Raw genomic sequence first — 25,407 nt, 5'->3', positions numbered from 1 at the left:
TGATCGGTGGAACCTCCCGGTATCGGGTGATCCACTACTGAAACCGCTCAAGTACTCAAGTGTCGCTCAGCGCTCAGCGGGGCGCCCGGCGTTTTCCTGACGGCCGGTGAGCCGTCTGGCGTTCTCCAGGTGCGCGGTGAGCTGCTTCTGGATGCGTACGGTCGCCTCGTCCAGCGCCGCACGCGTACGCCGCCCCGTGCCGTCGCCCGCCTCGAACGGGTCACCGAAGACCACGTCGACGCGGCTGCGCAGCGGAGGCAGCCCCTTTATCAACCGTCCGCGCCGGTCGGTACTTCCCAGGACGGCCACGGGAACCACCTTCGCACCGCTGCGAACGGCGAAGTAGGCGAGCCCGGAACGCAGCGAGGCGAAGTCGCCCTCGCCGCGGCTGCCCTCGGGGAAGATCCCGAGGACCCCGCCCCTGGCCAGCACACCCAGGGCCTGGGTGATCGCCTTGCGGTCGGCGGTCGAGCGGTCCACCTCCAGCTGGCCGGTGGCGCGCATGAAGGTGGCGAGCGGGCCGATCCACGCCTCCTTCTTGACCAGGAAGTGCGATCCCCGGGGCGCGACGCCGATGACCATCGGGCCGTCGATGTTGTGCGAGTGGTTGACCGCGAGGATCACCGGGCCGGTCGCGGGGACCTTCCAGGCGCCCAGGACGCGCGGCTTCCACAGCCCGTACATCAGGCCGACACCGATGCGCCGCCCGACCTCGGCACTTCGCAGCGACGGTACGTTCGACGGGTCGCTCACTTCGCGTCCCGCTTCTCCTCGACGAGGGTGACGACGCACTCGATGACCTGCTGCAGGGTCAGCTCGGAAGTGTCGACCTCCACCGCGTCGTCCGCCTTGGCGAGCGGCGAGGTCTTACGGCTGGAGTCGGCCGCGTCCCGCTTGAGCAGCGCCTCACGGGTGGCGTTGACGTCGGCACCCTTCAGCTCACCGCTGCGGCGGGCGGCACGCGCCTCCGGGGAAGCGGTGAGGAAGATCTTCAGGTCGGCGTCGGGCAGCACGGTCGTCCCGATGTCCCGTCCCTCGACGACGATCCCCTTCTCGGCGGACGCGGCGATGGAACGCTGCAACTCGGTGATCTGGGCACGCACCTCCGGGACGGCGCTCACCGCGCTGACCTTGGAGGTGACCTCCTGGGTGCGGATCGGGCCACCGACGTCGGTGCCGTCCACGGTGATCGTCGGGTTCCCCGGGTCCGTACCGGAGACGATCTCGGCCTTGCCGACCACGGCGGCGATCGCGGAGGGGTCGGTGATGTCGATCCCGTTCGTCACCATCCACCAGGTGATCGCCCGGTACTGGGCCCCGGTGTCCAGGTAGCTCAGCCCGAGCTGCGCGGCAACGGCCTTCGACGTGCTCGACTTGCCTGTGCCGGAGGGCCCGTCGATGGCGACAATCACTGCGGCGCGATCCACTGTGGAGGCACCTTCCTGGTCCGGGGTGGTGGGGTGGGGCCGGTTGGTGCCCCGGACAAGGTTACTGGGTGCGAGTCACTCGTCCGGCCGCAAGCCTCTCCGACGCCGGTCCCGGCATCTTCAGCCCGTCCGGCGTTTGAGGACGAGGCCCCTTCAGGGCCGATGCGGGGGTCTGGGGGCGGCAGCCCCCAGCGAGGCCCACACCGACACCGCTCACCTACTACTGCCGAATCGCCCAGCCCCGCTCCCGCAGCGCAGCACTCAGCACCGGCGCGGCCTTCGGCTCCACCATCAACTGCACAAGCCCCGCCTGCTGCCCCGTCGCGTGCTCGATCCGAACATCCTCGATGTTGACCCCCGCCCGCCCCGCATCGGCGAAGATCCGGGCCAGCTGCCCGGGCTGGTCGTCGATGAGAACGGCCACGACCTCGTACACCAGCGGAGCGGACCCGTGCTTGCCGGGCACCCGGACCTGCCCGGCGTTCCCGCGCCGCAGGACGTCCTCGACCCCGGAGACTCCCTCGCGGCGTTTCGCCTCGTCGGAGGACTGGAGGGACCGCAGTGCCTGGACCGTCTCCCCCAGGTCGGCGGCGACGTCCGTGAGGAGATCGGCGACCGGCCCGGGGTTGGCGGAGAGGATGTCGATCCACATGCCGGGATCGGACGCGGCGATCCGGGTCACGTCCCGGATGCCCTGCCCGCACAGCCGTACGGCCGCCTCCTCCGCGTTCTCCAGCCGCGCGGCGACCATGCTGGAGACCAGGTGGGGCATGTGGGAGACGAGGGCCACAGCACGGTCGTGGGCGTCCGCGTCCATGACGACGGGGACCGCACGGCAGTGCGAGACCAGTTCGAGGGCGAGGTTCAGGACCTCGGTGTCCGTGTCGCGGGTCGGCGTCAGCACCCAGGGCCGGCCCTCGAAGAGGTCGCCGGTCGCGGCCAGCGGGCCGGACTTCTCGCGGCCGGACATGGGGTGCGAGCCGATGTACGACGCCAGGTCGAGACCCAGCGCCTCCAGCTCGCGGCGCGGGCCGCCCTTGACGCTGGCCACGTCGAGGTAGCCGCGCGCGACACCCCGGCGCATCGCGTCGGCGAGGGCGGCGGCCACGTGCGCGGGCGGCGCGGCGATGATCGCGAGGTCGACCGGCCCCTGAGGCGCCTCGTCCGTACCGGCGCCCAGCGCGGACGCCGTACGGGCCTGCTCGGGGTCGTGGTCGGCGAGGTGGACGACGACGCCGCGCGAGACGAGGGCGAGCGCGGCGGACGTACCGATGAGACCCGTACCGATGACGAGTGCGGTTCTCACTGGGCGATGTCCTTGCGCAGGGCCCCGGCTGCACCGAGGTAGACGTGCGCGACGTCGGCGCGGGGCAGGTCCGACTCGATGTGCGCGAGGATCCGGACCACCCGTGGCATCGCGCCCTCGATGTCCAGCTCCTGGGCACAGATCAGCGGTACGTCGACGATGCCGAGCTTGCGGGCCGCGGCGGCCGGGAAGTCGCTGTGCAGGTCCGGGGTCGCCGTGAACCAGACGCTGATCAGGTCGTCCGCGGTGAGGCTGTTGCGCTCCAGGACCGCGGTGAGCAGTTCACTGACCCGCTCGTCCATGTGCCCGGCCTCGTCCCGGTCCAGTTGGACGGCGCCCCGGACCGCTCGTACCGCCACGGTGATGCTCCTTGCTGATGTACGTATGCGGAGCTGATCCATGTGTTCGGATCCACGGATCGGCTCTTGGTCCATCCAGCCTAGTCAGCCCGTGCGGAACGGACGCGCGGCGCCCGCCCGCTGAGACGCGCCACGCGGCTCGCACCGGGCTCTGCCAATGTCACCCGATTCGCCCCAATCCGCGAGTTGGAGTGCGAACACGCCCGTGCGCTCTGGACGTGGGGGCGCGGGTCCGCTCTGATAGCAGGAAACTCGCCTCGGGGGATGGCCGATGAAACGCACCGGACCACTTTTCACACTGCTCGCGGGACTGTTGTTGGCCCTGTTCATGCTGTCGCTCAATGCGACGACCGGGACGAAGACCGCAGCCACGTCCCGGGCCGACTCACCCGCCGACAAGGTGTCACCGTCGCCGGCACCGACCGCCACGAAGGCGTCTCCAACGCCTTCCTCACCCGCGTCCCCGTCGCCCACCAAGGCTGCCGCACCGAACGCCGACTACGCGGGCCGTACGGACGACGACTCGTCCGCCGTGTCTGTCTCACTGCGCGACGGCAGGGCGATCGCGTACTTCTGCGACGGCCATGACAAGGAGTCGTGGCTGAAGGGCGATGTCGGGGCCGACGGTTCCATGAAACTCACCGGCGACGGCGGCTCCGTACTGAACGGCACCCTCAAGGGCAAGAGCATCCGCGGCACGGTCGACATCGAGGGCGGGCACTACGCCTTCAGCGCGGACAAGGCGGTCAAGCCGTCCGGGCTCTACCGGGCGACCGCGACCGTGCGGAACGCCAAGGTCGACGGCGGCTGGATCGTGCTGTCGACCGGGGAGCAGGTCGGCATCCTGAGGCGCGACGGCAAGCCCTCCCCCGCGCCCCGGATCGACCCGGAGACCGGCGCGGTCACGATCGACGGCCAGCGGCTGACAGCCCGCCCGGTCACACCCTGACACTCCATTCCTTGCAGGGAGCCGAACATGACCGTGGACCCGAACGCCGCCACCCAGAGTTTCCCTCCTCGTCCGCCGGCCCCCAGCGGCCCGAGCGCCGCCCGCTACCTCGTCCCGGCGCTCGTCGCCGCCGCCGTGGCATTGGGCCTGGGGGTGTACGGCAAGGTCCACGACCCGGAGGGCACCGCCTTCAACCTGGCCGGGTTCAGCAGCACGAGCGCGGTGAAGTCCTGGCTCGCGACGACGGCGTTCGGCTTCGCCCTCGTCCAGGTCGTGTCGGCGCTGATGGTGTACGGGAAGCTGCCGGGCCCAGGTTGGTCGGCGACCCTGCACCGCTGGTCGGGGCGGATCGCGTTCCTGGTGGCGGTTCCGGTGGCAGTGCACTGTCTGTACGCGTTCGGATATCAAACATACGATTCACGTGTGATGTGGCACTCCCTCCTGGGTTGCTTCTTCTTCGGCGTTTTCAGCGCAAAGATGCTGCTGCTTCGCTGGGATCGGCTGCCCGGCTGGCTGCTGCCGGTCGTCGGCGGACTGGTCTTCACCGCCCTGACGATCCTCTGGCTCACTTCCGCCCTCTGGTTCTTCCGCAACTTCGGAGTGACGACATGACGCAAGGCCCGACGCGACGCACGATCCTCCTCGCGACGGGCGCGGCGGCGCTCACAGCGGGATGCAGCGAGTACGGCGACGAATCCGCGTCCTCGTCCGACTCCGCCGGCTCCCCCGGACAGGAACTGGCCACGACGGCCGACATCCCGGTCGGCGGCGGGAAGATCTTCAAGGACGAGCAGGTCGTGGTGACGCAGCCCAAGGAGGGCGAGTTCAAGGCCTTCACATCGATCTGCACGCACCAGCAGTGCCCCGTGGCCAACGTCAAGGGTGGCACCATCAACTGCACCTGCCACGGCAGCAAGTTCAACATCACGGACGGTTCGGTGGCCAACCCGCCGGCGACACAGCCGCTGGCCGAGAAGAAGATCACGGTGGCGGGAAATTCGATCCGCCTGGCGTGAGGTTCCCCCGTACGCTCCCGGAATGCGCCCGCAATCCGACTCCGAGAGCCCCGAGACCCTGGTACGCGACCACACGGTCTACGCCTGTGTGATGGGTTCACGCGCCTTCGGTCTGGCGACGGACGGCAGTGACACGGACCGGCGCGGGGTGTTCCTCGCGCCCACTCCCCTGTTCTGGCGATTCCAGAAGCCGCCCACCCATGTGGAGGGCCCGGCGGAGGAGCAGTTCAGCTGGGAGCTGGAACGCTTCTGCACACTGGCTCTGCGGGCCAACCCGAACATCCTGGAGTGCCTCCACTCTCCCCTCGTCGAGTACGCCGACGACATCGGCCGCGAACTCCTCGCCCTGCGCGGGGCGTTCCTCTCCCGCCAGGCGCACGAGACGTTCGCGCGCTACGCGCTGGGCCAGCACAAGAAGCTGGAGGCCGACGTCCGCGTCCACGGCGCCCCGCGCTGGAAGCACGCGATGCACATGCTGCGCCTCCTGACGAGCTGCCGCGACCTGCTGCGCACGGGCACACTGACGATCGATGTCGGCGAAGAGCGCGGCCCGCTGCTGGCGGTGAAGCGGGGCGAGGTGCCGTGGCCGGAGGTCGAGTCCCGGATGAACCGCCTCGCGGCGGAGGCCGAGAACGCGTCCCACCACAGCCCGCTCCCCGAGGAACCGGACCACCGGCGCGTCGAGGACTTCCTCGTCCGCACCCGCCGCGCCTCAGCCTGCCAGCCGGACCCGTACGACGAAGTCGTGCAGGGCATCGTGGGCGGCGGGAGCATCCGGCAGCCCTGAGGCGGCCTGCGCCTCGTCCAGCACCCGGTGCAGCTCCTCCACATCGCCCGCCACGCGCGCGTGGTCGACGCCGGCCGGCCCGTGCTCCTGCTCCGCCTTGGCCGCGACCAGCTCCGGCAGATACGCGGGGGCCTCGCCGATCTCCTCGACAAGGGTGGGCAGATGGGCCTGCACCTCCCCGCCGCGCATCAGCTGAATGCCGGTGAGCAGCACACGGAACGTGTAGAGCAGCGGCTTGAGTTCACCGCTCTTCTCGAAGAGCCGCCACTGTGTGACCGCGAAGCCCCGGTAGTGGTGGGCATGGTGACCGGTGAGAACTCCGGGGGCGAGCGCGGCGAGCTCCCGGTGCGCGTCGGACGTGTGCACCACCAGCGGGGACAGCAGCTGCTCCAGCACATAGCCGTTGCGGCGGAGCATCAGCCGTACGAACTTGCGCAGATCGTGGGTGACGAGGTCCAGCTCGACACCGTCCCGCACCCACATCCGCGACCGCGTCTCCGCCGGCTCCCGGAGCCCGACCAGGTCGGCGGTCGGCAGCAGATGGACGCCCCGGAGGTCCACGTCCGAGTCGCGGGACGGGAAGCCGTAGAGGTGGGCGCCCGAGACGGTGGCGAAGAGCACCGGGTCGGGCTGCTCGGCGACCACGGACGCCAGGTCGAGATCCGGAAGGTCCGCGAGGCCCAGCACATCGTTCATCCGTCAAGCGTCCCAGAGCGCGCCCAGCGTCTGCAGGTCACCCCCGTACTCGATGCGGTCCGCCCAGCGGGTCGGCCAGGCGTCGGTGCCGTGGTAGGCGCCGGCGAAGGCTCCGGTCAGGCAGGCGATCGAGTCCGAGTCGCCGGAGGTGCAGGCGGCGCGGCGCAGAGCCGTGAGGGGCTCGTCGGGGAAGAGCAGGAAGCACAGCAGGCCGGTCGCCAGGGCCTCCTCGGCCGTCCAGCCGGCGCCAGTGGCGAGGCAGGGGTCGTCCTCGGGCGAGGCGGTGCGGACGGCGAGCTGGAGCCGGTCCAGAATCGCCAGGCACTCGTCCCAGCCGCGGGCGATGAAGTGCTCGGGGCTCGGATCGTGGCTGTGCGTCCACAGGTCGCCCAGCCAGCGGTGGTAGTAACGGCTGCGGCTCTCGTGCGCGTGCGTACGGAGCAGGGTCACCAGTTCGGCCGGGCCGGCACCGTGGGCGAGCAGCCGTACGGCGTAGGCGGTGAGGTCGGACGCGGCCAGCGCCGTCGGGTGTCCGTGGGTGAGCGCGGCCTGCAACTGGGCGGCGCCCGCGCGCTGTTCGTCGCTCAGGGCGGCGACCAGGCCTAGGGGTGCCACGCGCATGTTGGCGCCGCAGCCCTTGGAGCCGATCTGGCTGGCCTCCTGCCAGGGCAGCCGCTCGTTCTTGAGCAGGTTGCAGGCGACGAGGCAGGTGTGACCGGGCGCCCGGTTGTTGTCCGGCGACTGGAACCAGTTCACGAACTCCTCGCGCACCGGCCGTTCCATCCGCAGCGGGGTGAGCAGTCCCCGGTCCATCGCCGTACGCAGCCCGTGGGCGAGCGCCAGCGTCATCTGGGTGTCGTCGGTGACGATCGCGGGTGTGGGCAGCTCCATCCGCCGCCAGGGGCCGTACGCGGCGAGGATCGACGGGACGTCCTTGAACTCGGTCGGGAAGCCCAGGGCGTCGCCGAGCGCGAGCCCGATCAACGCCCCACTAGCGGCGCGCTTCCTGACGGTCGTGGTGGTCATGCGGGGCGTCCTTCCGGTGACGAGGGAGACGGTGACGAAGGGGACGGGGAGGAGGGCGACGGCGAGAAGGGGGGCGAGGCGGGCGACACCGACGTGGCCGGGCGCAGCAGCGGCGGATGCAGGGTGTCCGCGGTTCCCGCGCGGTACAGCGCGGCGGGCTTGCCCCGACCGCCGGTGAGACGCGCGGCGCCCGGTACGGGTTCGACGAAGCCCGGGGTGGCCAGCACCTTGCGGCGGAAGTTGGGCGGGTCGAGCGCGGTGCCCCAGACGGTCTCGTAGACCTGCCGCAGCTCGCCGAGGGTGAACTCGGGCGGGCAGAAGGCGGTCGCGATGCAGGAGTACTCCAGCTTGGCGCCGACCCGGTCGTGGGCGTCGGCCAGGATGCGGTCGTGGTCGAAGGCGAGCGGCCCGAGGGCGTTGTACCGCAGCCACTGGGCCTGCGCCGCGTCCCCGCCGCCGTGCGGTTCGGGCGCGTGCGGCAGCAGCGCGGCGAAGGCCACGGACACGACCCGCATTCTCGGGTCGCGGTCGGGTTCGCTGTAGGTGCGCAGCTGCTCGAGGCGCAGCCCGGACACGTCCGCCAGGCCGGTCTCCTCGGCGAGTTCACGCCGGGCCGCCTTCTCCGCGGACTCGTCGGGCAGGACGAAGCCTCCGGGCAGCGCCCAGCGGCCGGCGTACGGCTCGTGACCGCGCTCGACGAGCAGCACGTGCAGCGCGCCCGCGCGCAGGGTCAGGACGGCCAGATCGACGGTGACGGCGAAGGGTTCGAAGGCGTACTTGTCGTATCCCTCGGGGGCCCGGCCCCGCGCCGTTCCGTTCGCAGGTGCGGTCATGCCCGCCCACCCCCTTCACGGCCACTCTTTATGGTCACCATGACCAATAGTCATACCGACTATAAAGAGCCCGAACGAACCGCACAACCCTTCTTGACGACTCCCATACGCCAAAAGCCCCTCAGCGGCCCCTCAGGCGCCCGGGAGACCCGTGAGGCCACGAGGGGCGCCCGATACCCTCCAAGGCGGCCAGGCGCGCCTCAGTGACCTTCCTGACGATACGAAAACGGCCGACCCCGGAAAGCTCCGGGACCGGCCGCCGACACAAGCACTGAGCGCAGGCGCCCATCGCAAGCGCCCATCGCAGGCAATGAGCCTCTGCGCGTCTACAGATCGACTTCCTGCATCAGCATGCCGACCTCTGTGTTGGACAGGCGGCGCAGCCAGCCCGACTTCTGGTCGCCCAGGGTGATCGGACCGAAGGACACGCGCACCAGCTTGTCGACCGGGAAGCCGGCCTCCGCGAGCATGCGGCGCACGATGTGCTTGCGGCCCTCGTGGAGGGTGACCTCCACGAGGTAGTTCTTGCCGGTCTGCTCGACCACCCGGAAGTGGTCCGCACGCGCGTACCCGTCCTCCAGCTGGATGCCCTCCTTGAGCTGCTTGCCCAGGTCGCGCGGGATCGGTCCCACGATGTGCGCGAGATAGACCTTCTTCACGCCGTACTTGGGGTGGGTCAGCCGGTGCGCCAGCTCGCCGTGGTTGGTGAGCAGGATGACGCCCTCGGTCTCGGTGTCGAGCCGGCCGACGTGGAAGAGCCGCGTCTCGCGGTTCGTCACGTAGTCGCCGAGGCACTGCCGGCCCTCGTTGTCCTCCATCGTCGAGACGACGCCCGCGGGCTTGTTCAGCGAGAAGAACTGGTACGACTGCGTGGCCACCGTCAGCCCGTCGACCTTGATCTCGTCGTGCTCGGGGTCGACGCGCAGCCCCTGCTCCACCACGATCTCGCCGTTGACCTCCACGCGCGCGTGCTCGATCAGCTCCTCGCAGGTCCGCCGGGAACCGTAGCCCGCGCGCGCCAGGATCTTCTGGAGCCGCTCGCCCTCCTGCTCGGCACCCGGGAACGTCTTGGGCAGCTGGACGTCCTTCTTGTCGGCGTACCGCTCCCGGTTGCGCTCCTCGGCCCGCGCGTCGTACTCGCGAGAGGTCGCCGGGACCCAGCGCCCGCGTCCGGTGCTGTTGTGGCCCTGCCTGGGGCCGCCCTTGGCACCGCCACGCGCGGAGGCACCGCGCCCGGACTTCGGGCCGTCCGGAGTCGCGGCCGGCCCCACGTCGTAGCGGCGCTCCTCGGGACGCGGCTTACTGGGACGCCCTTGAGCCTTGTCCTGAGCCTGCCCTTGACCCTGACCTGAGCCTTGGCCCTGGCCGCGTCCCTGAGCCTGACCCTGACCTGAGCCCTGGCCGCGTCCCTGAGCCTGACCGCGCCCCTGACCCTGGCCCTGGCCCTGACCGCGCCCTTGGCCCTGACCCTGGCCCCGCCTGTCGCCCCCGCCGCTGCCGGCGCCGCGGGAGTTACCGCGCCCGCCACCACTCTTGCCGCCACCGCTACCGCTGCCGCTACTGCTTCGCATCAAAATTCCGTCTGGTCGTCTGCGTCGTCTGCACCCGGAGCATCGGGAGCATCCGGATCGAACGACGGAACACCTTCCTGCGTCTCGGCCTCGATCGCGTCCGCCTCCGGAAGGAAGGGTGCGAGCTCCGGGAGTTCGTCCAGGCCTCGCAGGCCCATCCGCTCCAGGAAGTAGTTCGTCGTCGTGTACAGGATCGCACCTGTTTCGGGTTCCGTCCCCGCCTCCTGGACCAGACCGCGCTGCAACAGGGTCCGCATGACCCCGTCACAGTTGACTCCGCGGACCGCCGAGACACGGCTGCGGCTGACCGGCTGCCGGTACGCGACGACCGCCAGCGTCTCCAGCGCCGCCTGGGTGAGCCGGGCCTGCTGCCCGTCCAGCACGAAGCCCTCGACGGCCGCCGCGTACTCGGGCCTGGAGTAGAAACGCCAGCCGCCGGCGATGAGCCGCAGCTCGAACCCGCGCCCCTGGACGGTGTACTCGTCGGCCAGCGCGCGCAGGGCGTCCGCGATCTGCCGCCGGGGCCGCTGGAGGATCTTCGCGAGGTGTTCCTCGGTCGCGGGTTCGTCCACGACCATGAGGACGGCCTCCAGGGCGGGCCCGAGATCGAGATCGGCGACGGTCAGTGGCTCGGCCGACACCTCGGTGGTCGCCCCGGTCTGCCTGGTCTCCTCGCTCACGCCTTCTTCTCCTCCTTCGCCGGCTCCGGCGGCCGGTCGAACTCGTCGGTGACCGTCGGCTCCCGATCGCCCTCCCCACCCGTCCAACGCACCACCAGCTCCCCGAGGGCGGTCTCCTGGTCCAGAGTGACGGCCTTCTCCCGGTACAGCTCCAGCAGGGCGAGGAAGCGCGCCACGACGGTCAGTGTGTCGTCGGTGTCCTCGACGAGGTCCTGGAAGGTGGCGTGGCCCAGCACCCGCAGCCGCGCGACCATGATCTGGGCCTGCTCCTGCACACTCACCAGGGGCGCGTGAATGTGGTCGACGTACACCTGCGGCCTCGGCCTGGGCTGCATCGCCTTCACGGCGAGCTTCGCGAACCCCTCCGCCCCGATGCTGATGACGACCTCGGGCAGCAGTTCGGCGTGGTGCGGTTCGAGTCCGACGGTACGGGGATAGCGGCGGGCCTCGTCGTCGAGGCGGCGGCTGAGGATGTCGGCGACCTGTTTGTACGCGCGGTACTGGAGCAGCCGCGCGAACAGCAGGTCTCGCGCCTCCAGGAGAGCCAGGTCGGCCTCGTCCTCGACCTCGGCGGTGGGCAGCAGCCGCGCGGCCTTCAGGTCCAGCAGGGTGGCCGCGACGACCAGGAACTCGGTCGTCTGGTCGAGATCCCAGTCCGGCCCCATCGCCCTGATGTGCGACATGAACTCGTCGGTCACCTTGGAGAGGGCGACCTCGGTGACGTCCAGCTTGTGCTTGGAGATCAGCTGGAGGAGGAGGTCGAAGGGCCCCTCGAAGTTCGCGAGCCGGACCTTGAAGACCCCGTCATCGGGTTCGTCCGGCGCGGCGGGCTCCACAGGCCCGGCAGACGGTTCCGGCTCGGGTCCCGGTTCCACCGGTGGAACCGGGACCTCCGGTACTTCTTCCACCTCTTCGACCGAGGATTCGGCCGAGAATCCTTCCGAAACCGGCGGCGCGCCCCCCGGACCCCGCCCCAGCACACGCCGACGACCGGCGGAGCCGGGGGCAGAGGCGTCGTTCGAGGTCATGGCCCTCGCAGGCTACCGCTAGCGCCCGCGCAACCGTCGTACGAGGATGCTCGCGTCGCCACGGGACTCGAGGTCAGCGAGCACCACCGCGACCGCCTCGCGCACTATCCGCCCGCGGTCGACCGCGAGCCCGTGCTCGCCCCGCAGCACCAGACGCGCGTGCTCCAGGTCCATCAGTTCCTCGGCGGAGACGTACACCGTGATCTTCTCGTCGTGCCGTTCGCGCCCGCTGGGCCGCCGCGAGGGGGCCCGTCCGCGCTTGCGGGACGCCGAGACCGACTGCGGTGACGGCCCCTGCTGCCCGGAGGCAGAACCTTCCTGCTCGCCCTGGCGGCGCATCGGACGCTCCGCGACGGCGCCCCGGCTGCGCGACTCACCGGCACCGGCCTGGTCCGCGCCGGTGGCGACATGTTCGTCGCCGGCGCCATCACCGCCCTGGACGGGCACCGAGTGCGGCGCGTCCTGGGCGGCGGTCCCGTCGCGCTCCCCGGCGGGAGCCGGTACCCGGGCCTCACCGTTGGCCTGGCGCCTGGGGCTGGACGACTGGAGCGCCATGCCCCCGGTGGTGCGGAACAGTTCGTCGGCCCCCGGCAGACTCACTCGGCGTGACACCGGGCGAGCACCTCCCTGGCGAGCTGGCGATAGGCGGCGGCACCGACGGAGTTCGAGGCGTACGTGGTGATCGGCTCGCCGGCGACCGTGGTCTCCGGGAAGCGGACCGTGCGCCCGATGACCGTGTGGTAGACGTGCTCGTCGAAGGCCTCGACCACGCGTGCGAGCACCTCACGGCTGTGCACCGTGCGCGAGTCGTACATCGTGGCGAGGATCCCGTCGAGCTCCAGCTCCGGGTTCAGCCGCTCCTGGACCTTCTCGATGGTCTCCGTCAGCAGCGCGACACCGCGCAGCGCGAAGAACTCGCACTCCAGAGGCACTATCACCCTGTGAGCCGCCGTGAGGGCGTTCACGGTGAGCAGGCCGAGCGAGGGCTGACAGTCGATCACGATGTAGTCGTAGTCGGCCATGAGCGGCTTCAGGGCGCGCTGGAGCGTCGACTCGCGCGCGACCTCCGACACCAGCTGCACCTCGGCCGCGGACAGGTCGATGTTGCTCGGCAGCAGGTCCATGTTCGGGACCGCCGTCTTGAGCAGGACCTCGTCCGCGGACATCCCCCGCTCCATGAGCAGGTTGTAGACCGTCAGGTCGAGTTCCATCGGGTTCACACCGAGGCCCACGGAGAGGGCGCCCTGCGGGTCGAAGTCGACCAGCAGGACCCTGCGTCCGTACTCCGCGAGCGCGGCACCCAGGTTGATGGTCGACGTCGTCTTGCCGACGCCGCCCTTCTGGTTGCACATCGCGACGATCGTCGCGGGGCCGTGACTGGTCAGCGGACCCGGGATCGGGAAGTACGGCAGCGGGCGTCCGGTGGGACCGATGCGCTCGCGGCGCTGACGGGCCGCGTCGGGCGCGAGCGTGGCCGCGTACTCCGGATCGGGCTCGTACTCGGCGTCGGGGTCGTAGAAGTGCCCGTCGGGCAGTTCGTCGTAGTCGGCGAAGTGGTTGTGGACCCCGCCACTACCGTCGCCGGCCATGGCGTTCACGTGATGGCCATCCATGCTCATGTGTCCTGGCAGGGTCACCCCGGACATCTGGTGACCCTGATGGGCTGCGAAGGTGCGAACCGCGACGGAGCCGACAGCCGCGAGCCCTACGGGGCCCGATTTCCGCGCCGGCATTCCTGGTTGACCACCCCCGGGAGTAAATGTCGACTCATTCACAAGTCGTCTTACCTCCTTGGTGACCAGGAAACTTCTCGATAGGTCAGCGTGGCACCATGCCGACGGTTGGCGACTCTATGGCGTGTCGGCCGTTCGCAGCAACACAATCCGCCGGACCCGGCCCGATGTGTCGGCAATGAAACATCCCTCTGTCAAGGGCGTACGGCCGTCGCACGGCAGGGTTCACCGGTGCGCGAATCGGTTGAAGCGTTACGTTCGAGGCGAGTTGAGCGAGCTTCGCAAAGTGACCATACACACATCCGGCCGGACCCTGTCCGACAAGGTCCGGCGGGGTGCGGGGTGTTGACGATCCCTGTTGACGTATCGCCTTTTACCCGCTGATGACTTGGTCGTTTAGTCGACCGGGAGCACCTGCGAAGCGGCCGGGACGGTCAGCCGAGCAGTGCTTCCAACTCCGTGTGTTCCAAGCCGTGCGCCTCCGCAACCTCGCGGTGGACGACCTTGCCGTCATGGGTGTTGAGACCCCTGGCGAGCGCGGGATCGCGGCGCAGCGCCGCCACCCAGCCGCGGTCGGCGAGTTCCACGATGTACGGCAACGTGGCGTTGGTGAGCGCGTAGGTCGAGGTGTTGGGCACCGCGCCGGGCATGTTGGCGACGCAGTAGAAGACCGATCCGTGGACCGGGAAGGTCGGTTCGGCGTGGGTCGTGGGACGCGAGTCCTCGAAGCAGCCGCCCTGGTCGATCGCGATGTCGACGAGAACGCTCCCCGGCTTCATCCGCGACACCAGCTCGTTGGTGACCAGCTTCGGGGCCCTGGCACCGGGAATCAGCACGGCGCCGATCACGAGGTCGGCCTCCAGGCAGGCCTTCTCCAGCTCGAACGCATTGGAGACGACGGTCTGGATCTTCGTACCGAAGATCTTGTCGGCTTCCTTGAGCTTGTTGATGTCGCGGTCGAGCAGGGTGACGTGGAAGCCCATGCCGATGGCGATCTGGGCCGCGTTCCAGCCGGAGACACCGCCACCGATGACGACGGCCCGGCCCGCGAGCACACCGGGGACTCCGCCGGGCAGGACACCCCGGCCGCCGTTGGCGCGCATCAGGTGGTAGGCACCGACCTGCGGGGCGAGGCGGCCCGCGACCTCGGACATGGGGGCGAGCAGCGGGAGGGCACGGCCGGGGAGTTCGACGGTTTCGTACGCGATCGCCGTGGTGCCCGATTCCAGGAGCGCGTCGGTGCACTCCCGGGAGGCGGCCAGGTGCAGGTAGGTGAAGAGCGTCTGGTCCTTGCGGAGGCGGTGGTACTCCTCGGCGACGGGCTCCTTGACCTTGAGCAGCAGGTCGGCGGTGGCCCACACCTCGTCGGCCGTCGGAAGGATGTGCGCGCCGGCGGCCACGAACTCGTCGTCCGTGATCGAGGAGCCGACGCCGGCGTTCCGCTCGATGACGACCTGGTGGCCGTGGCGCACCAGTTCGTGCACGCCTGCGGGGGTGATGGCGACGCGGAACTCGTTGTTCTTGACCTCGCGGGGGATGCCGACCTTCACGTCGATCACGGTCCTTGGCTCAGAGGGTGCGGGGGCATAGCAATACATACCCGGACGTGCGGGGCACACCAGGAGACCGCAGGAGAAGGTGCGGTAGAGCCAGTCTAATGAAGGCGTTCTCGGTGTCTAGCCTTTCAAAGCATCAATCTTCGACTGATGTACTACGGATTTCGTAGGCGTTAGCGTCGTGTTCCAGGTCAGGATCACCTTCGGGGAGGTCCGGCTCGCCCTCCCGGGGGTCCGGCTCGTCGCTCAGCAGCCGCTCGGCGGCGGCCCGGTACAGCCCGGCCGCCGTCGGATCACCGAGGTGCTCCAGCGTGTCGGCCGACCGAATCTGGAGCGCTGCCTGCAGCCGTACGTCGTCGGCGCGGCGCGCCCACTCCAGCGCCTCCTGGCAGGTGCGCAGCGACTCCTCGGGCCGCCCCGCATACTCCTGGACCCGCGCCAGCTCGCTCAACGCCCTTGCGTGCGCGGCCACATCACCGTTCTTGCGGTACCCGGCCACCGCGGCCCGCCAGTTGCGCAGTGCCTCGCCGTAGCGGCCCGCGTAGGTGTGCGCGGTGGCGATACGGCCGTACAGCCGGGCGGCGTCCTCGCGCTCGTCGCGCGCCAGGCGCTGGGCGAGCGCACGCCCGTACCAGTCGGCGGCGCGGTCGTAGTCCCCGAGCTCCTGGTGCGCGCCCCCTACGGATTCCATCGCGCGCCCGGTCGCATACGGGTCGTTCGCCTCGCGTCCGGCGTCCAGGGCGGCCCGGTAGCGGGCCAGTGCGTCGTTCGTACGGCCGGTCTGCGCGTCCAGGTCGGCGAGGTTCAGCAGGGCGGCGGCCCGCTCCCGGGGCAGTTCGCGGCGCTCGGCGACATCGAGGACGAGGCGGTGGACGCCGTACAGGTCGGGCGCTGCGGCCTGCGTGCCGACGTGCGCGACCATCGCCTTGACCAGGGCGGACATCAGGCGGCGGGCCAGTGTGTCCAGCTCCCCGTCGGCCACGGCCAGCCGGGCGGCGGCGAGCAGGGCGGGCCGGCGGATCTCCAGCCAGTCCGCCGCCGCCCTCGGGTTCGGGAAGCGCAGCGAGCCGGGCGTGCCGAGGAGTTTCTCGCGGGCCAGCGGGCTGTCGGTCTCGGTGATCGCCCGGCAGGACACCAGCAGCCGTACCGTCCGCTCCAGCATCCGGGCCCGGGCCAGCTGGAGCTCGGCCGGGCGGTCCTGGGACTCCGCGAGAGGGCGCAGGAGGGGCAGCAGGCAGCCGGGGACCTCGTACTGCGGCAGCGGCGACTCCACGGCCGTCAGGAGCCTCAGGGCGACGAAGTCGTCCAGGGTGGCGCGGGCGCCCCCGACCGAGCAGCCGGCCAACGCCGAGGCGGTCTGTGGGTCGACCAGGCCGCCGGGGGCCAGCGCGAGCAGTCGCAGTATCCGGGCGGCCGGGGTGGGCAGCGAGGCGTACACGAGGCGGAATACGCGGCTCAGGGCGGTGCCCTCGTCACCCTCGGCGTGCAGTTGCTTGGCGAGGTCGGAGACGGCCGCCTGGGGCCGGGCCGCGAGCCAGCCGCCGGCCAGCATCAGCGCGGCGGGCTGCCCCTGGCACACCTCGGCGAGGCCTTCGGCGGAGCGGGGGTCCACAGTGACGCGTACCGATCCCGTGAAGCGCTCGAGCAGTTCCACGGCGGACTTGGTGTCGAGGCCGCCCAGTGTGCACGGGCGGACGTCGGAGATCCCGGTCAGCGGGCCCCCGGAGACGGCGACGGCCAGGCAGTCGGGGTTGTCCGGCAGTAGCGCGTCGACCTGCTCGGCGTCGGCCGCGTCGTCGAGCAGGAGCAGCATCCGCCGGTCGGCCAGCGCGTCGCGCAGCGCCTCGGACAGTTCGTCCTCGTCGGCGCCGGGCGGGGTGGGCAGGTCCAGGGCGGTGAGCAGCTCGCGGGCGGTGCGTTCGGTCGGCACGCGCGTGCCGTCGGGCTCGGCGAGCCGGGCGCGCAGCACGCCGTCCGGGTAACTGTCCGCGACCTGCCGGGCCAGCTCCTCGGCGAGAGCGCTGCGGCCCGAGCCGGGCTTGCCGGCGATGAGGAGCACACGCGCGCGGGGCGCTTTCCGGCCCGCGAGAGTGTCGAGTCCGGCGCGCTCGATGTCGGCGCGCAGTTCCTTCAACTCTCTTGCCCTGCCGAGGAACTGACTGTCCGTTGGAACGGGCGGCCGATCGTTTCCGGACAGCTTCGTGCTGTCTGTGTCCACCGCCTGATCCGTCACGGGCCACACTCCCGTCCACCTGCACGCGCAAGCCCGCCGGGACTCCGGTTCGGGCGTTTCCAGAGCCTAGTTCACGCTCTGCGACGATCTGCGCGGAGCGCGGCGGGCAGGTCGCCCGATCGGATCAGGCGATGGTCACACCGGACGCGGCAGGCGAGCCCTGAGGGCGCCTCAGGCATCCTCAGGCCTCGAAGGGCCTGGCGGGCCACAGCGCCTCGGCCGGGCGCAGCGTGTCGAGTCCGTCGCCCTTCTCGGCCGCCACCAGTGAAAGGACGCCGACGACGAGGCAGTTGTTGTGCAGTTCGCCGGCGAGGACACCCCGGACGAGTTCGTCGACAGGCACGCGCGCGTGCTCCATGTCGGCCTCCTCGTCCTCGACCTCGAAGCGCTGTCCCTCGGCCTCGGACAGATTCCGGGCCAGGAAGATCCGCACGGCCTCGTCGCAGCCGCCGGCCGTGGGGTAGACGTCGGTCAGCACCCGCCAGTCCTCGGCCTTGACGTGCGCCTCCTCGTACAGCTCGCGCTGGGCGGCGTGCAGCGGATTCTCGCCGGGTACGTCGAGCAGACCGGCCGGGATCTCCCACATCCGCTGGCGGACGGGGTGGCGGTACTGCCGGATCAGCAGCACCCGGCCTTCGGCGTCGAGGGCCAGGACGCCCACGGAGCCGGGGTGCACCTGGTAGTCGCGGCCCACGACCGAACCGTCGGGCATGACGACCTCGTCGGTGCGCACGGAGGTCTTGTTGCCCACGAAGGGGGTCTCCGTGGCCCGGATCTCCCACTCCTCCGGAGTGTCCTTGATGGTGGTCATGTCGACTTGTCCTCCCGCATCCCGCGTCGCGCCCGTACACAAGAAACCGGCACCCGGGACCAGCACGGGAACCGGCACAGAAAACCGGGGCACGCACCCCCAAAGGCGCGCACCCCGGTCACCGTACAGCCCTTGCGTTACTTGCCCGTCTTGCGCTTGACGGCGGCCTTGACGAGGCCGGCGAAGAGCGGGTGGGGGCGGGTGGGGCGGGAGCGCAGCTCCGGGTGGGCCTGCGTGGCCACCAGGTAGGGGTGGACCTCGCGCGGGTACTCGACGTACTCGACCAGCTTGCCGTCCGGAGAGGTGCCGGAGAACTGGAGGCCGGTCTGCTTCTCCAGTTCGGCGCGGTAGCTGTTGTTGACCTCGTAGCGGTGCCGGTGACGCTCCTCGACGTACTCCTTGCCGTCGTACACCTCGCGCACGATGGAGCCCTCGGCGAGCTTGGCCGGGTACATGCCCAGGCGCATCGTTCCGCCCATGTCGCCGTCGCCGGCCACGATGTCGAGCTGCTCGGCCATCGTCGAGATGACCGGGTGGGCGGTGGCGGCGTCGAACTCGGTGGAGTTGGCGTCCTCGATGCCGGCCAGGTTGCGGGCCGCCTCGATGACGATGCACTGGAGGCCCAGGCACAGCCCCAGCAGCGGGATCTTGTGCTCGCGGGCGTACTGGATCGCGCCGACCTTGCCGGACACGCCGCGGTCGCCGAAGCCGCCCGGGATGCAGATCGCGTCCACGTCCTCCAGCTGCTTCTGGGCGCCTGCGGGGGTCTTGCAGTCGTCCGAGGTGACCCACTTGATCTTCACGCGCGCATGGTTGGCGAAGCCGCCCGCGCGCAGCGCCTCGGTGACCGAGAGGTAGGCGTCGGGCAGGTCGATGTACTTGCCGACCAGGGCAAGGTTGATCTCGTGGGCGGGGTTGTGGACGCGGTCCAGGAGGTCGTCCCAGGTCGTCCAGTCCACGTCACGGAAGGGCAGGTCCAGCTTGCGGACGACATAGGCGTCCAGGCCCTCGCGGTGCACGGTCTTGGGGATGTCGTAGATCGAGCGGGCGTCCGGACAGGCCACCACCGCGGCCTCGTCGACGTCGCACATCAGGGAGATCTTGCGCTTGATCGCGGTGGGGACCTCACGGTCGCAGCGCAGCACGATCGCGTCCGGCTGGATACCGATGTTCCGCAGGGCCGCCACGCTGTGCTGGGTCGGCTTGGTCTTCAGCTCGCCGGAGGGGCCGATGTAGGGCAGCAGCGAGATGTGGACGACGAACACGTTGTCGCGGCCGACCTCGTGGCGGACCTGACGCACGGTCTCCAGGAAGGGCAGCGACTCGATGTCGCCCACCGTGCCGCCGACCTCGGTGATGACGACGTCGACCTCGTCGGTGGCCATCCGGCGGATGCGGTGCTTGATCTCGTTGGTGATGTGCGGGATGACCTGGACGGTGTCGCCCAGGTACTCGCCGCGCCGCTCCTTCGCGATCACCGTCGAGTAGATCTGGCCGGTGGTGACGTTCGCCGAGCCGTCGAGGTCACGGTCGAGGAAGCGCTCGTAGTGGCCGATGTCCAGGTCGGTCTCGGCACCGTCGTGGGTGACGAACACCTCACCGTGCTGGAAGGGGTTCATCGTGCCGGGGTCGACGTTGAGGTAGGGGTCGAGCTTCTGCATGACGACCCGCAGTCCGCGCGCCTTGAGGAGCATGCCGAGGCTGGAGGCGGTCAGCCCCTTGCCGAGCGAGGAGGCGACACCCCCGGTGACGAAGATGTGCTTGGTCGTCGTGGCGTTGCTGTTTCGAAAAGCAGCGGGTGTCATGGCCAAGGCGGGGCTCCCGTGGTCGCGGTCTGGGGTGCGGTACGGCCGCCCGGCCCGGAGCTTTCCGGGTTTTCACTGGAGGAGCCGTCGCTGCGGTTCGGGGGTTTCCTGCCCACCGGTCCACGGGCTACCAGGGTATCAGCGACCCGGGGAGATGGCTTCCGGCCACGCTCCGCGCACACGCGGACACCCATCCCGTACACGAGTCACCATCCCCCTGTCCGGCGCTCACCCGAAACCGTGTCCGCTCACCCGAGCTTCACTCGTTCAGCGGACCCGGGTTGTCCGGAGCGGCACGCGGATCATCTGAGTGCGTCGTATGCTCCTCGCACACTCGCTGCCGAGCCCGGCCGGCAACACGGCACCACCCCCGCCTGTAACCCCGGAACAACGAGCGCTCGTCAGTCCGTTGAGCAAAATTTGGTGTTTGCTTCACCGCTCAACGACGCTAGACAACGAACCCTTGACCGCAAGATCGAGACCCCCGTTTTCCTTTTTCTGGGGGCGACGTGGCCTTTCGACTGGAGTTGCACGTGGCCGGGCTCATCGAGGACTACGCACTCATCGGGGACATGCAGACCGCCGCGTTGGTCTGCCGGGACGGCACAGTCGACTGGCTGTGCCTGCCCCGCTTCGACTCCCATGCCGTCTTCGCGGGACTGCTCGGCACCGAGGAGCACGGCTTCTGGCGCCTCGGTCCCGCGCACGCGGCGGACGCAGCACCACCCGTAGCGGCCCGCCGCCGCTACCGGGGCGACTCGTTGATCCTCGAAACCGAGTGGGACACCCCGCGCGGCACGGTCAGAGTGACCGATTTCATGCCCCCTCGCGACGGCGCCCCCCAGCTGATCCGCATCGTGGAAGGAGTCAGCGGCCGGGTGCCGATGCGCTCGGCCCTGCGCATGCGGTTCTCCTACGGCCGTGTCGTGCCGTGGGTGCACAAGCACGAGGGACGGACGGTCGCCGTCGCCGGCCCCGACTCGGTGTGGTTCGACACCACCGCCGAGACGTACGGCAAGTCCCTGACGACGTACGCCGACTTCACGGTGGCGCCGGGCGACCGGATCGCGTTCACGATCTCCTGGGAGCCCTCGCACAAGCAGCCGCCCGCACTGCCCGAGCCGGAGCAGTCCCTCGACGCCACCGAGGAGTTCTGGCGCGAGTGGGTCGAGCAGTGCACGTACCACGGCCCCTACCGGGAGGCCGTCGTCCGCTCGCTCATCACGCTGAAGGCGCTGACGTACGCGCCGACCGGCGGCATCGTGGCCGCCCCCACCACCTCCCTCCCGGAGGACATCGGCGGCGTGCGCAACTGGGACTACCGCTACACCTGGCTGCGCGACGCGGCCATCACCCTCTCCTCCCTCCTGCGCACCGGCTACCGCGACGAGGCCCGCGCCTGGCGCGAGTGGCTGCTGCGCGCGGTCGCCGGCGACCCCGAGAACCTGCAGATCATGTACGGCATCGCGGGCGAACGGGAGTTGGGCGAGGCCGAGTTGGACTGGCTGCCCGGCTACGAGAACTCGGGCCCCGTCCGGGTCGGCAACGGCGCCGCGCACCAGCTCCAGCTGGACGTGTACGGCGAGGTCACCGAGGCCCTGCACCTGGCTCATATGACGGGCCTGGCCCGCAACGACTACGCCTCCCTGCTCCAACTCAAGCTGATCCGCTACCTGGAGCAGCACTGGGACGAGCCCGACGAGGGCATCTGGGAGGTGCGCGGTCCGCGCCGTCACTTCGTGCACTCCAAGGTCATGGCCTGGGTCGCGGTGGACCGCACGATCAAGCTCATCGAGTCCGGCGACGCGGACGGCCCGCTGGAGCAGTGGATCGAGCTGCGTGACGACATCCACCGGGACGTGTGTGAGAAGGGTTACGACAAGGAGCGCAACACCTTCACGCAGTCGTACGGCTCGAAGGAACTGGACGCCTCCCTGCTGCTGATCCCGCAGATGGGCTTCCTGCCTCCCGACGACAAGCGGGTCATCGGCACCATCGAGGCCATCCAGCGCGAGCTGTCGACCGAGGACGGCTTCATCCTGCGCTACCCGACGACCTCGGGCGGCGACGAGAACCTCGACGGTCTGCCGGGCGACGAGGGCGCGTTCCTCGCCTGTTCGTTCTGGATGGCGGACGACCTGGCGATGATCGGCCGGGTCGACGAGGCCCGCAAGCTCTTCGAAAAGCTCCTCGCCCTCCGCAACGACCTGGGCCTGCTGGCCGAGGAGTGGGACCCACGCCTCAAGCGCCAGGTGGGCAACTTCCCCCAGGCCTTCAGTCATGTCCCCTTGATCGACACGGCACTGCGCCTGACGGCGTCGGGGGCATACGGCGGCTGAGAACCGGCGACCAGGAAACCCGCGCCCCGATAGGGGCGCGGGGAACTGCGCGACCAGCCACAACGTACCCGCGGCCTGAAAACGCGCTCACACAGCGGAGCGCCTACGCTGGAAGCACGCAAATGCCCCTTATCGGAAGGGGACCGCCATGGTTTCCCCCGCAAAGGCCGGCGCAGCCCTCGCCGCGCTGCGCGAGGATCTGACCGGCGACGTGCTCGCCCCGGGAGATCCGGGATACGACGACGCCCGGAGCGTCTTCAACGCCATGATCGACCGGCGTCCGGCGGTGATCGCACAGTGCGCGGACGAAGCCGATGTGGCCCGTTCCGTACGCTTCGCCCGCGACCTGGACCTGCCGATCGCGGTGCGCGGCGGCGGCCACAGCGTGGCGGGCATGGCCGTGAACGACGGCGGTCTGGTGATCGATCTGCGCCGGATGCACGAGGTGACCGTCCATCGGGCGGCCCATTCGGTACGGGTCCGGGGCGGGGCCCTGATGAGCCACCTGGACCGGGCGACCCAGCCGCACGGCCTGGCGACCACCGGCGGCCGGGTCTCCACGACCGGTGTCGCCGGCTTCGTGCTCGGCGGCGGCAGCGGCTGGCTCGACCGGGCCCACGGCCTCGCCGTCGACAACCTCATCGGCGTCGACCTGGTCAGCGCCGACGGCACCGAGGTCCACGCGAGCGCCGAGCAGAACCCGGAGCTGTTCTGGGCCCTGCACGGCGGCGGCGGGAACTTCGGTGTCGCCACCTCGCTCACCCTGAGACTGCATGAGCTGCCCGCGTTCTCCATCGCGCTGCTGCTCTACCTCCCCGAGTTCGGCCCCGAGGTCACCCGCACCTACCGCGACGTGATCGAGGCCGGCCCGGTCGAGGCGAGCGGCGGGGTCATCCATCTCACCGGCCCGCCCGAGGAGTTCGTCCCGCCGCATCTGGTCGGACAGCTGCTGTGCGGTGCGCTGCTGACGTACGCGGGCGCCGAGGAGGACATGCGCAAGCTCGTGGAGCCGCTGCTGGCGCTGCCGCACGAGGCGGAGATCGTCACCGCGATCCCGTACGCCGACTTCCAGTGCATGCTCGACGACCCGCCCGGGCTGCGGAACTACTGGTCGGCCGAGTACCTGACCGGCGCGCCCGACGAGTTCGTGGACGTCTTCTGTGCTCTCGGGGACGCCCTTCCCGTGCCCACCGGGACCCAGAGCGCGCTGTTCCCGCTCGGCGGCGCCATCGCGGACGGCCCGTCCGAGTACCCCGTCCCCTACCGGGACGCCCCGTGGGCCGTGCACCCCTTCGGCATCTGGGAGGACCCGGCGGACGACGAGCGCTGTGTCCAGTGGGTCCACGATGTCCGTACCGCCGTCCGGCCGTGGAGCACCGGCGCGGTCTACCTCAACTTCATCGGGGACGAGGGCGCGGAGCGCGTGATCGCGGGCCTGGGCGCCGAGAACACCCGTCGGCTGGCGTCGGTAAAACGCCAGTTCGACCCGGACAACGTGTTCCGCTTCAACCACAACATCGTTCCGGCGTAGGCGAGCCGGTGGTGCCGCTGATGCGCAGGTCGTCAGCCGTACGCGGGTGCGGGTAGCGTCCGCTGCATGGACAGCCGCGCGGAGAGCCGTTTCGAGACCCGGGGCGCCGGCATCACCGTGCGGCGGGCGCTGGAGCTGCCCGGGCTGCGCAGCGGGCTGCCGGAGATCCTGGCGGGCGCCGACCGGCTGGGGCGGACCGTGCGGTGGGTGCACGCGGGCGAGGTCCCGCACATCGCCTCGCTGCTGAAAGGCGGCGAGCTGCTCCTGACGACCGGGTACGGGCTCGGCACCCGTCCGGCCGAGCAGCGCGCATTCGTCCGTACGCTCGCGGAGCGGGGCATCGCGGCGCTCGTCGTGGAGCTGGGCCCCCGCTTCACCCGGCTGCCCGCGGCCCTTGTCGAGACGGCCCGTTCGACCGGTCTCCCCCTGGTCCAGCTGCACCGCGAGGTGGCGTTCGTGGCCGTCACCGAGGAGATCCACACCGAGATCGTCAACGGCCACTACGCGCTGCTCCAGCGGGCCGAGGAGGTCCACCGGCGCTGCACGGAGGCCCTGCTGGGCGGCGGTGGTATCCCGCAGGTCCTGGGCATCCTGGCCGACTTCAGCGGCAACCCGGTGTTCCTGGAGACGACGGACGGCCAGCTCCTGTACGCCGCCGGCGCCGGTCCCGAGGGCGCCGACCCGCTCCAGGTGTGGGAGGGGCTGCGCGCCCACCACAAGGATGCGCCGCCGTCCGCCGGTTCCGTGCTCGTCGATGTCCCCGGGGGCGGCCCCGGCGCCGGCTCGGTCCGCGCACGCCTGGTCCTGCTGCCCGTCCTCGAACCTCTTGCCCCCGTGCACCGCATGGCCGCCGAACGGGCCGCGGGCATCCTGGCCGTCGTGCTGATGCAGGCCCGCCAGGAGGAGGAGCTGGCGGCTCGTGGCCGCGGCGACTTCCTCACCGACCTCGCCGAGGGCCGTGTCGAAGCGGAGGCCGCGCCCGCGCAGGCCCGCGTCCTCGGCTTCAAACCCGGCACCGGCCCGCTGCTGCCGATGGTGATGCGGCTCGGCGACACCGTGTCACCGGGCGGCGGCTGGGCGGTGCTGGCGCGGGCGGTCACGGAGGAGCTGGCGTCGGTGGGCGTGCCGGTGCTGCTGGGCGTACGGCCGGTCGAGGGGCGCGTGCCGCTGCTGGTGGGCCTGCGTACGGAGGCGGAGCGCCCGGCGGTCGCCGACCGGGTCGCGGCGGCGCTGCGGGCGGGTGTGGAGCGAGCGGGGATGCAGCGCCCTGGCGCCCACCCGCCGGTCGTCGTGGTCGGGGTCGCCGGCGGCTGGGCGGCGGCCTCGGCGGGTCTGCGGCACGCGGCGGAGACGGCGACGGCGGCCCAGGGTCTGCCGGACCGCCCCTGGTACGACGCCCGTCGCCTGGACATCGACCTGCTGCTGTGGCGCCTGCGCGACCAGCCCGACCTGGCGGCCTTCGTGGACCGCGCGATCGGCCCGCTGCGCACCCACGACGACCGCTCCAAGCCGCCGCTGCTGCCCACCCTGGAGACGTATCTGGCCCACGCGGGCCGCAAGGCGGAGACGGCCCGCGAACTCCACCTCAACCGCCAGACCCTCTACAACCGCCTCGCGCGGATCGGGGAGTTGCTGGGCACGGACCTCGACGACCCGCAGACGGTACTGGCGTTGAGCCTGGCGCTACGGGCCCGCAGACACGTGGCCTGAGCCCTGGGGGC

General features: G+C 70.7%; 23 protein-coding genes. 7 read left to right on the top strand and 16 right to left on the bottom strand.

Features of this window, described 5'->3' with window-relative positions; genetic code table 11:
• Positions 1-66: 66 nt before the first annotated feature.
• The 4 genes from G3I71_RS25760 to aroH all read right to left on the bottom strand — a co-directional run bounded on the left by G3I71_RS25760 (position 67) and on the right by aroH (position 3,092).
• Positions 67-792 carry a lysophospholipid acyltransferase family protein gene (locus tag G3I71_RS25760; RefSeq protein ID WP_343243078.1) on the bottom strand — a complete coding sequence of 242 codons (726 nt, stop codon included), beginning with the start codon at positions 790-792 and terminating at the stop codon, positions 67-69.
• Positions 750-1,427 (bottom strand): (d)CMP kinase, encoded by a 678-nt coding sequence (cmk, locus tag G3I71_RS25755; RefSeq protein WP_164317740.1) that lies wholly within the window; start codon positions 1,425-1,427, stop codon positions 750-752. The genes G3I71_RS25760 and cmk overlap by 43 nt, the downstream gene beginning before the upstream one ends.
• A 220-nt stretch (positions 1,428-1,647) precedes the next feature.
• Positions 1,648-2,733 carry a prephenate dehydrogenase gene (locus G3I71_RS25750; protein WP_164317738.1) on the bottom strand — a complete coding sequence of 362 codons (1,086 nt, stop codon included), beginning with the start codon at positions 2,731-2,733 and terminating at the stop codon, positions 1,648-1,650.
• The gene (gene aroH, locus G3I71_RS25745) at positions 2,730-3,092 is read right to left on the bottom strand and encodes a chorismate mutase (RefSeq protein ID WP_164317736.1); all 363 of its coding nucleotides are present in this window, start codon (positions 3,090-3,092) and stop codon (positions 2,730-2,732) included. Before aroH ends, G3I71_RS25750 begins: the two co-directional genes overlap by 4 nt.
• Before the next feature lie 271 nt (positions 3,093-3,363).
• Between aroH and G3I71_RS25740 the strand changes: the two genes are divergently transcribed.
• From G3I71_RS25740 to G3I71_RS25725, 4 genes are read left to right on the top strand one after another with little or no spacing between them, the layout of a single operon-like run.
• Positions 3,364-4,041 carry a hypothetical protein gene (locus tag G3I71_RS25740; protein ID WP_164317734.1) on the top strand — a complete coding sequence of 226 codons (678 nt, stop codon included), beginning with the start codon at positions 3,364-3,366 and terminating at the stop codon, positions 4,039-4,041.
• Positions 4,042-4,068: 27 nt separating this feature from the next.
• The gene (locus G3I71_RS25735; protein WP_164317732.1) at positions 4,069-4,653 is read left to right on the top strand and encodes a DUF6529 family protein; all 585 of its coding nucleotides are present in this window, start codon (positions 4,069-4,071) and stop codon (positions 4,651-4,653) included.
• Positions 4,650-5,057 carry a Rieske (2Fe-2S) protein gene (locus G3I71_RS25730; protein WP_164317730.1) on the top strand — a complete coding sequence of 136 codons (408 nt, stop codon included), beginning with the start codon at positions 4,650-4,652 and terminating at the stop codon, positions 5,055-5,057. The genes G3I71_RS25735 and G3I71_RS25730 overlap by 4 nt, the downstream gene beginning before the upstream one ends.
• A gap of 22 nt (positions 5,058-5,079) precedes the next feature.
• The gene (locus G3I71_RS25725) at positions 5,080-5,844 is read left to right on the top strand and encodes a nucleotidyltransferase domain-containing protein (protein ID WP_164317728.1); all 765 of its coding nucleotides are present in this window, start codon (positions 5,080-5,082) and stop codon (positions 5,842-5,844) included.
• Here G3I71_RS25725 and G3I71_RS25720 read toward each other — a convergent pair.
• The 12 genes from G3I71_RS25720 to G3I71_RS25665 form a co-directional block, all read right to left on the bottom strand.
• Entirely contained in the window at positions 5,770-6,540 is a 771-nt protein-coding gene (locus G3I71_RS25720) for a nucleotidyltransferase domain-containing protein (protein ID WP_164317726.1), read from the bottom strand. The genes G3I71_RS25725 and G3I71_RS25720 overlap by 75 nt on opposite strands.
• 3 nt (positions 6,541-6,543) lie before the next feature.
• A complete protein-coding gene (locus G3I71_RS25715) occupies positions 6,544-7,566 on the bottom strand; it encodes an ADP-ribosylglycohydrolase family protein (protein ID WP_164317724.1) in 1,023 nt (340 codons plus the stop codon).
• Positions 7,563-8,399, bottom strand: a complete 837-nt coding sequence (locus tag G3I71_RS25710) for an NUDIX domain-containing protein (protein WP_164317722.1) — start codon at positions 8,397-8,399, stop codon at positions 7,563-7,565. The genes G3I71_RS25715 and G3I71_RS25710 overlap by 4 nt, the downstream gene beginning before the upstream one ends.
• A gap of 326 nt (positions 8,400-8,725) precedes the next feature.
• On the bottom strand, positions 8,726-9,970 hold the full coding sequence (locus tag G3I71_RS25705; protein WP_164317721.1) for a pseudouridine synthase: 1,245 nt from the start codon (positions 9,968-9,970) through the stop codon (positions 8,726-8,728).
• On the bottom strand, positions 9,970-10,650 hold the full coding sequence (scpB, locus tag G3I71_RS25700; RefSeq protein WP_164317718.1) for an SMC-Scp complex subunit ScpB: 681 nt from the start codon (positions 10,648-10,650) through the stop codon (positions 9,970-9,972). Before scpB ends, G3I71_RS25705 begins: the two co-directional genes overlap by 1 nt.
• Positions 10,647-11,678, bottom strand: coding sequence for a ScpA family protein (locus tag G3I71_RS25695; protein WP_164317716.1), 1,032 nt, complete (start codon positions 11,676-11,678; stop codon positions 10,647-10,649). Before G3I71_RS25695 ends, scpB begins: the two co-directional genes overlap by 4 nt.
• 18 nt (positions 11,679-11,696) lie before the next feature.
• Complete coding sequence (locus G3I71_RS25690; RefSeq protein WP_164317714.1) at positions 11,697-12,290, bottom strand: hypothetical protein; 594 nt, start codon at positions 12,288-12,290, stop codon at positions 11,697-11,699.
• Positions 12,275-13,411, bottom strand: coding sequence for a ParA family protein (locus G3I71_RS25685; protein ID WP_164317712.1), 1,137 nt, complete (start codon positions 13,409-13,411; stop codon positions 12,275-12,277). The genes G3I71_RS25690 and G3I71_RS25685 overlap by 16 nt, the downstream gene beginning before the upstream one ends.
• Positions 13,412-13,845: 434 nt before the next feature.
• On the bottom strand, positions 13,846-14,961 hold the full coding sequence (ald, locus tag G3I71_RS25680; RefSeq protein WP_164317953.1) for an alanine dehydrogenase: 1,116 nt from the start codon (positions 14,959-14,961) through the stop codon (positions 13,846-13,848).
• A gap of 142 nt (positions 14,962-15,103) precedes the next feature.
• The gene (locus G3I71_RS25675) at positions 15,104-17,200 is read right to left on the bottom strand and encodes a tetratricopeptide repeat protein (protein ID WP_164317709.1); all 2,097 of its coding nucleotides are present in this window, start codon (positions 17,198-17,200) and stop codon (positions 15,104-15,106) included.
• A 181-nt stretch (positions 17,201-17,381) separates the two neighbouring features.
• Positions 17,382-18,011: an NUDIX hydrolase gene (locus G3I71_RS25670; RefSeq protein ID WP_164317708.1), complete on the bottom strand. Its 630-nt coding sequence runs from the start codon at positions 18,009-18,011 to the stop codon at positions 17,382-17,384.
• A gap of 137 nt (positions 18,012-18,148) precedes the next feature.
• A complete protein-coding gene (locus tag G3I71_RS25665; protein ID WP_164317951.1) occupies positions 18,149-19,816 on the bottom strand; it encodes a CTP synthase in 1,668 nt (555 codons plus the stop codon).
• Positions 19,817-20,349: 533 nt separating this feature from the next.
• On the opposite strand from G3I71_RS25665, the gene G3I71_RS25660 reads away from it, so the two are divergent.
• The 3 genes from G3I71_RS25660 to G3I71_RS25650 all read left to right on the top strand — a co-directional run bounded on the left by G3I71_RS25660 (position 20,350) and on the right by G3I71_RS25650 (position 25,396).
• Positions 20,350-22,155 (top strand): glycoside hydrolase family 15 protein, encoded by a 1,806-nt coding sequence (locus G3I71_RS25660; protein ID WP_164317706.1) that lies wholly within the window; start codon positions 20,350-20,352, stop codon positions 22,153-22,155.
• A gap of 148 nt (positions 22,156-22,303) precedes the next feature.
• The gene (locus G3I71_RS25655; protein ID WP_164317704.1) at positions 22,304-23,686 is read left to right on the top strand and encodes an FAD-binding oxidoreductase; all 1,383 of its coding nucleotides are present in this window, start codon (positions 22,304-22,306) and stop codon (positions 23,684-23,686) included.
• A gap of 66 nt (positions 23,687-23,752) precedes the next feature.
• On the top strand, positions 23,753-25,396 hold the full coding sequence (locus tag G3I71_RS25650) for a PucR family transcriptional regulator (RefSeq protein ID WP_164317701.1): 1,644 nt from the start codon (positions 23,753-23,755) through the stop codon (positions 25,394-25,396).
• Positions 25,397-25,407 lie beyond the last annotated feature (11 nt).

The organism is Streptomyces sp. SID12501 (assembly GCF_010550245.1).
Lineage (GTDB): Bacteria > Actinomycetota > Actinomycetes > Streptomycetales > Streptomycetaceae > Streptomyces.
Note: the sequence above shows the minus strand (reverse complement) of the source record. Positions and strands in the feature narration are given on the sequence as shown.

Coding starts and splice junctions, on each gene's coding strand:
- G3I71_RS25740 (WP_164317734.1), top strand. CDS start 3,364: ATGAAACGCACCGGACCACTTTTCACACTGCTCGCGGGACTGTTGTTG.
- G3I71_RS25735 (WP_164317732.1), top strand. CDS start 4,069: ATGACCGTGGACCCGAACGCCGCCACCCAGAGTTTCCCTCCTCGTCCG.
- G3I71_RS25730 (WP_164317730.1), top strand. CDS start 4,650: ATGACGCAAGGCCCGACGCGACGCACGATCCTCCTCGCGACGGGCGCG.
- G3I71_RS25725 (WP_164317728.1), top strand. CDS start 5,080: ATGCGCCCGCAATCCGACTCCGAGAGCCCCGAGACCCTGGTACGCGAC.
- G3I71_RS25720 (WP_164317726.1), bottom strand. CDS start 6,540: ATGAACGATGTGCTGGGCCTCGCGGACCTTCCGGATCTCGACCTGGCG.
- G3I71_RS25715 (WP_164317724.1), bottom strand. CDS start 7,566: ATGACCACCACGACCGTCAGGAAGCGCGCCGCTAGTGGGGCGTTGATC.
- G3I71_RS25710 (WP_164317722.1), bottom strand. CDS start 8,399: ATGACCGCACCTGCGAACGGAACGGCGCGGGGCCGGGCCCCCGAGGGA.
- G3I71_RS25705 (WP_164317721.1), bottom strand. CDS start 9,970: ATGCGAAGCAGTAGCGGCAGCGGTAGCGGTGGCGGCAAGAGTGGTGGC.
- G3I71_RS25695 (WP_164317716.1), bottom strand. CDS start 11,678: ATGACCTCGAACGACGCCTCTGCCCCCGGCTCCGCCGGTCGTCGGCGT.
- G3I71_RS25685 (WP_164317712.1), bottom strand. CDS start 13,411: ATGCCGGCGCGGAAATCGGGCCCCGTAGGGCTCGCGGCTGTCGGCTCC.
- G3I71_RS25670 (WP_164317708.1), bottom strand. CDS start 18,011: ATGACCACCATCAAGGACACTCCGGAGGAGTGGGAGATCCGGGCCACG.
- G3I71_RS25665 (WP_164317951.1), bottom strand. CDS start 19,816: ATGACACCCGCTGCTTTTCGAAACAGCAACGCCACGACGACCAAGCAC.
- G3I71_RS25655 (WP_164317704.1), top strand. CDS start 22,304: ATGGTTTCCCCCGCAAAGGCCGGCGCAGCCCTCGCCGCGCTGCGCGAG.
- G3I71_RS25650 (WP_164317701.1), top strand. CDS start 23,753: ATGGACAGCCGCGCGGAGAGCCGTTTCGAGACCCGGGGCGCCGGCATC.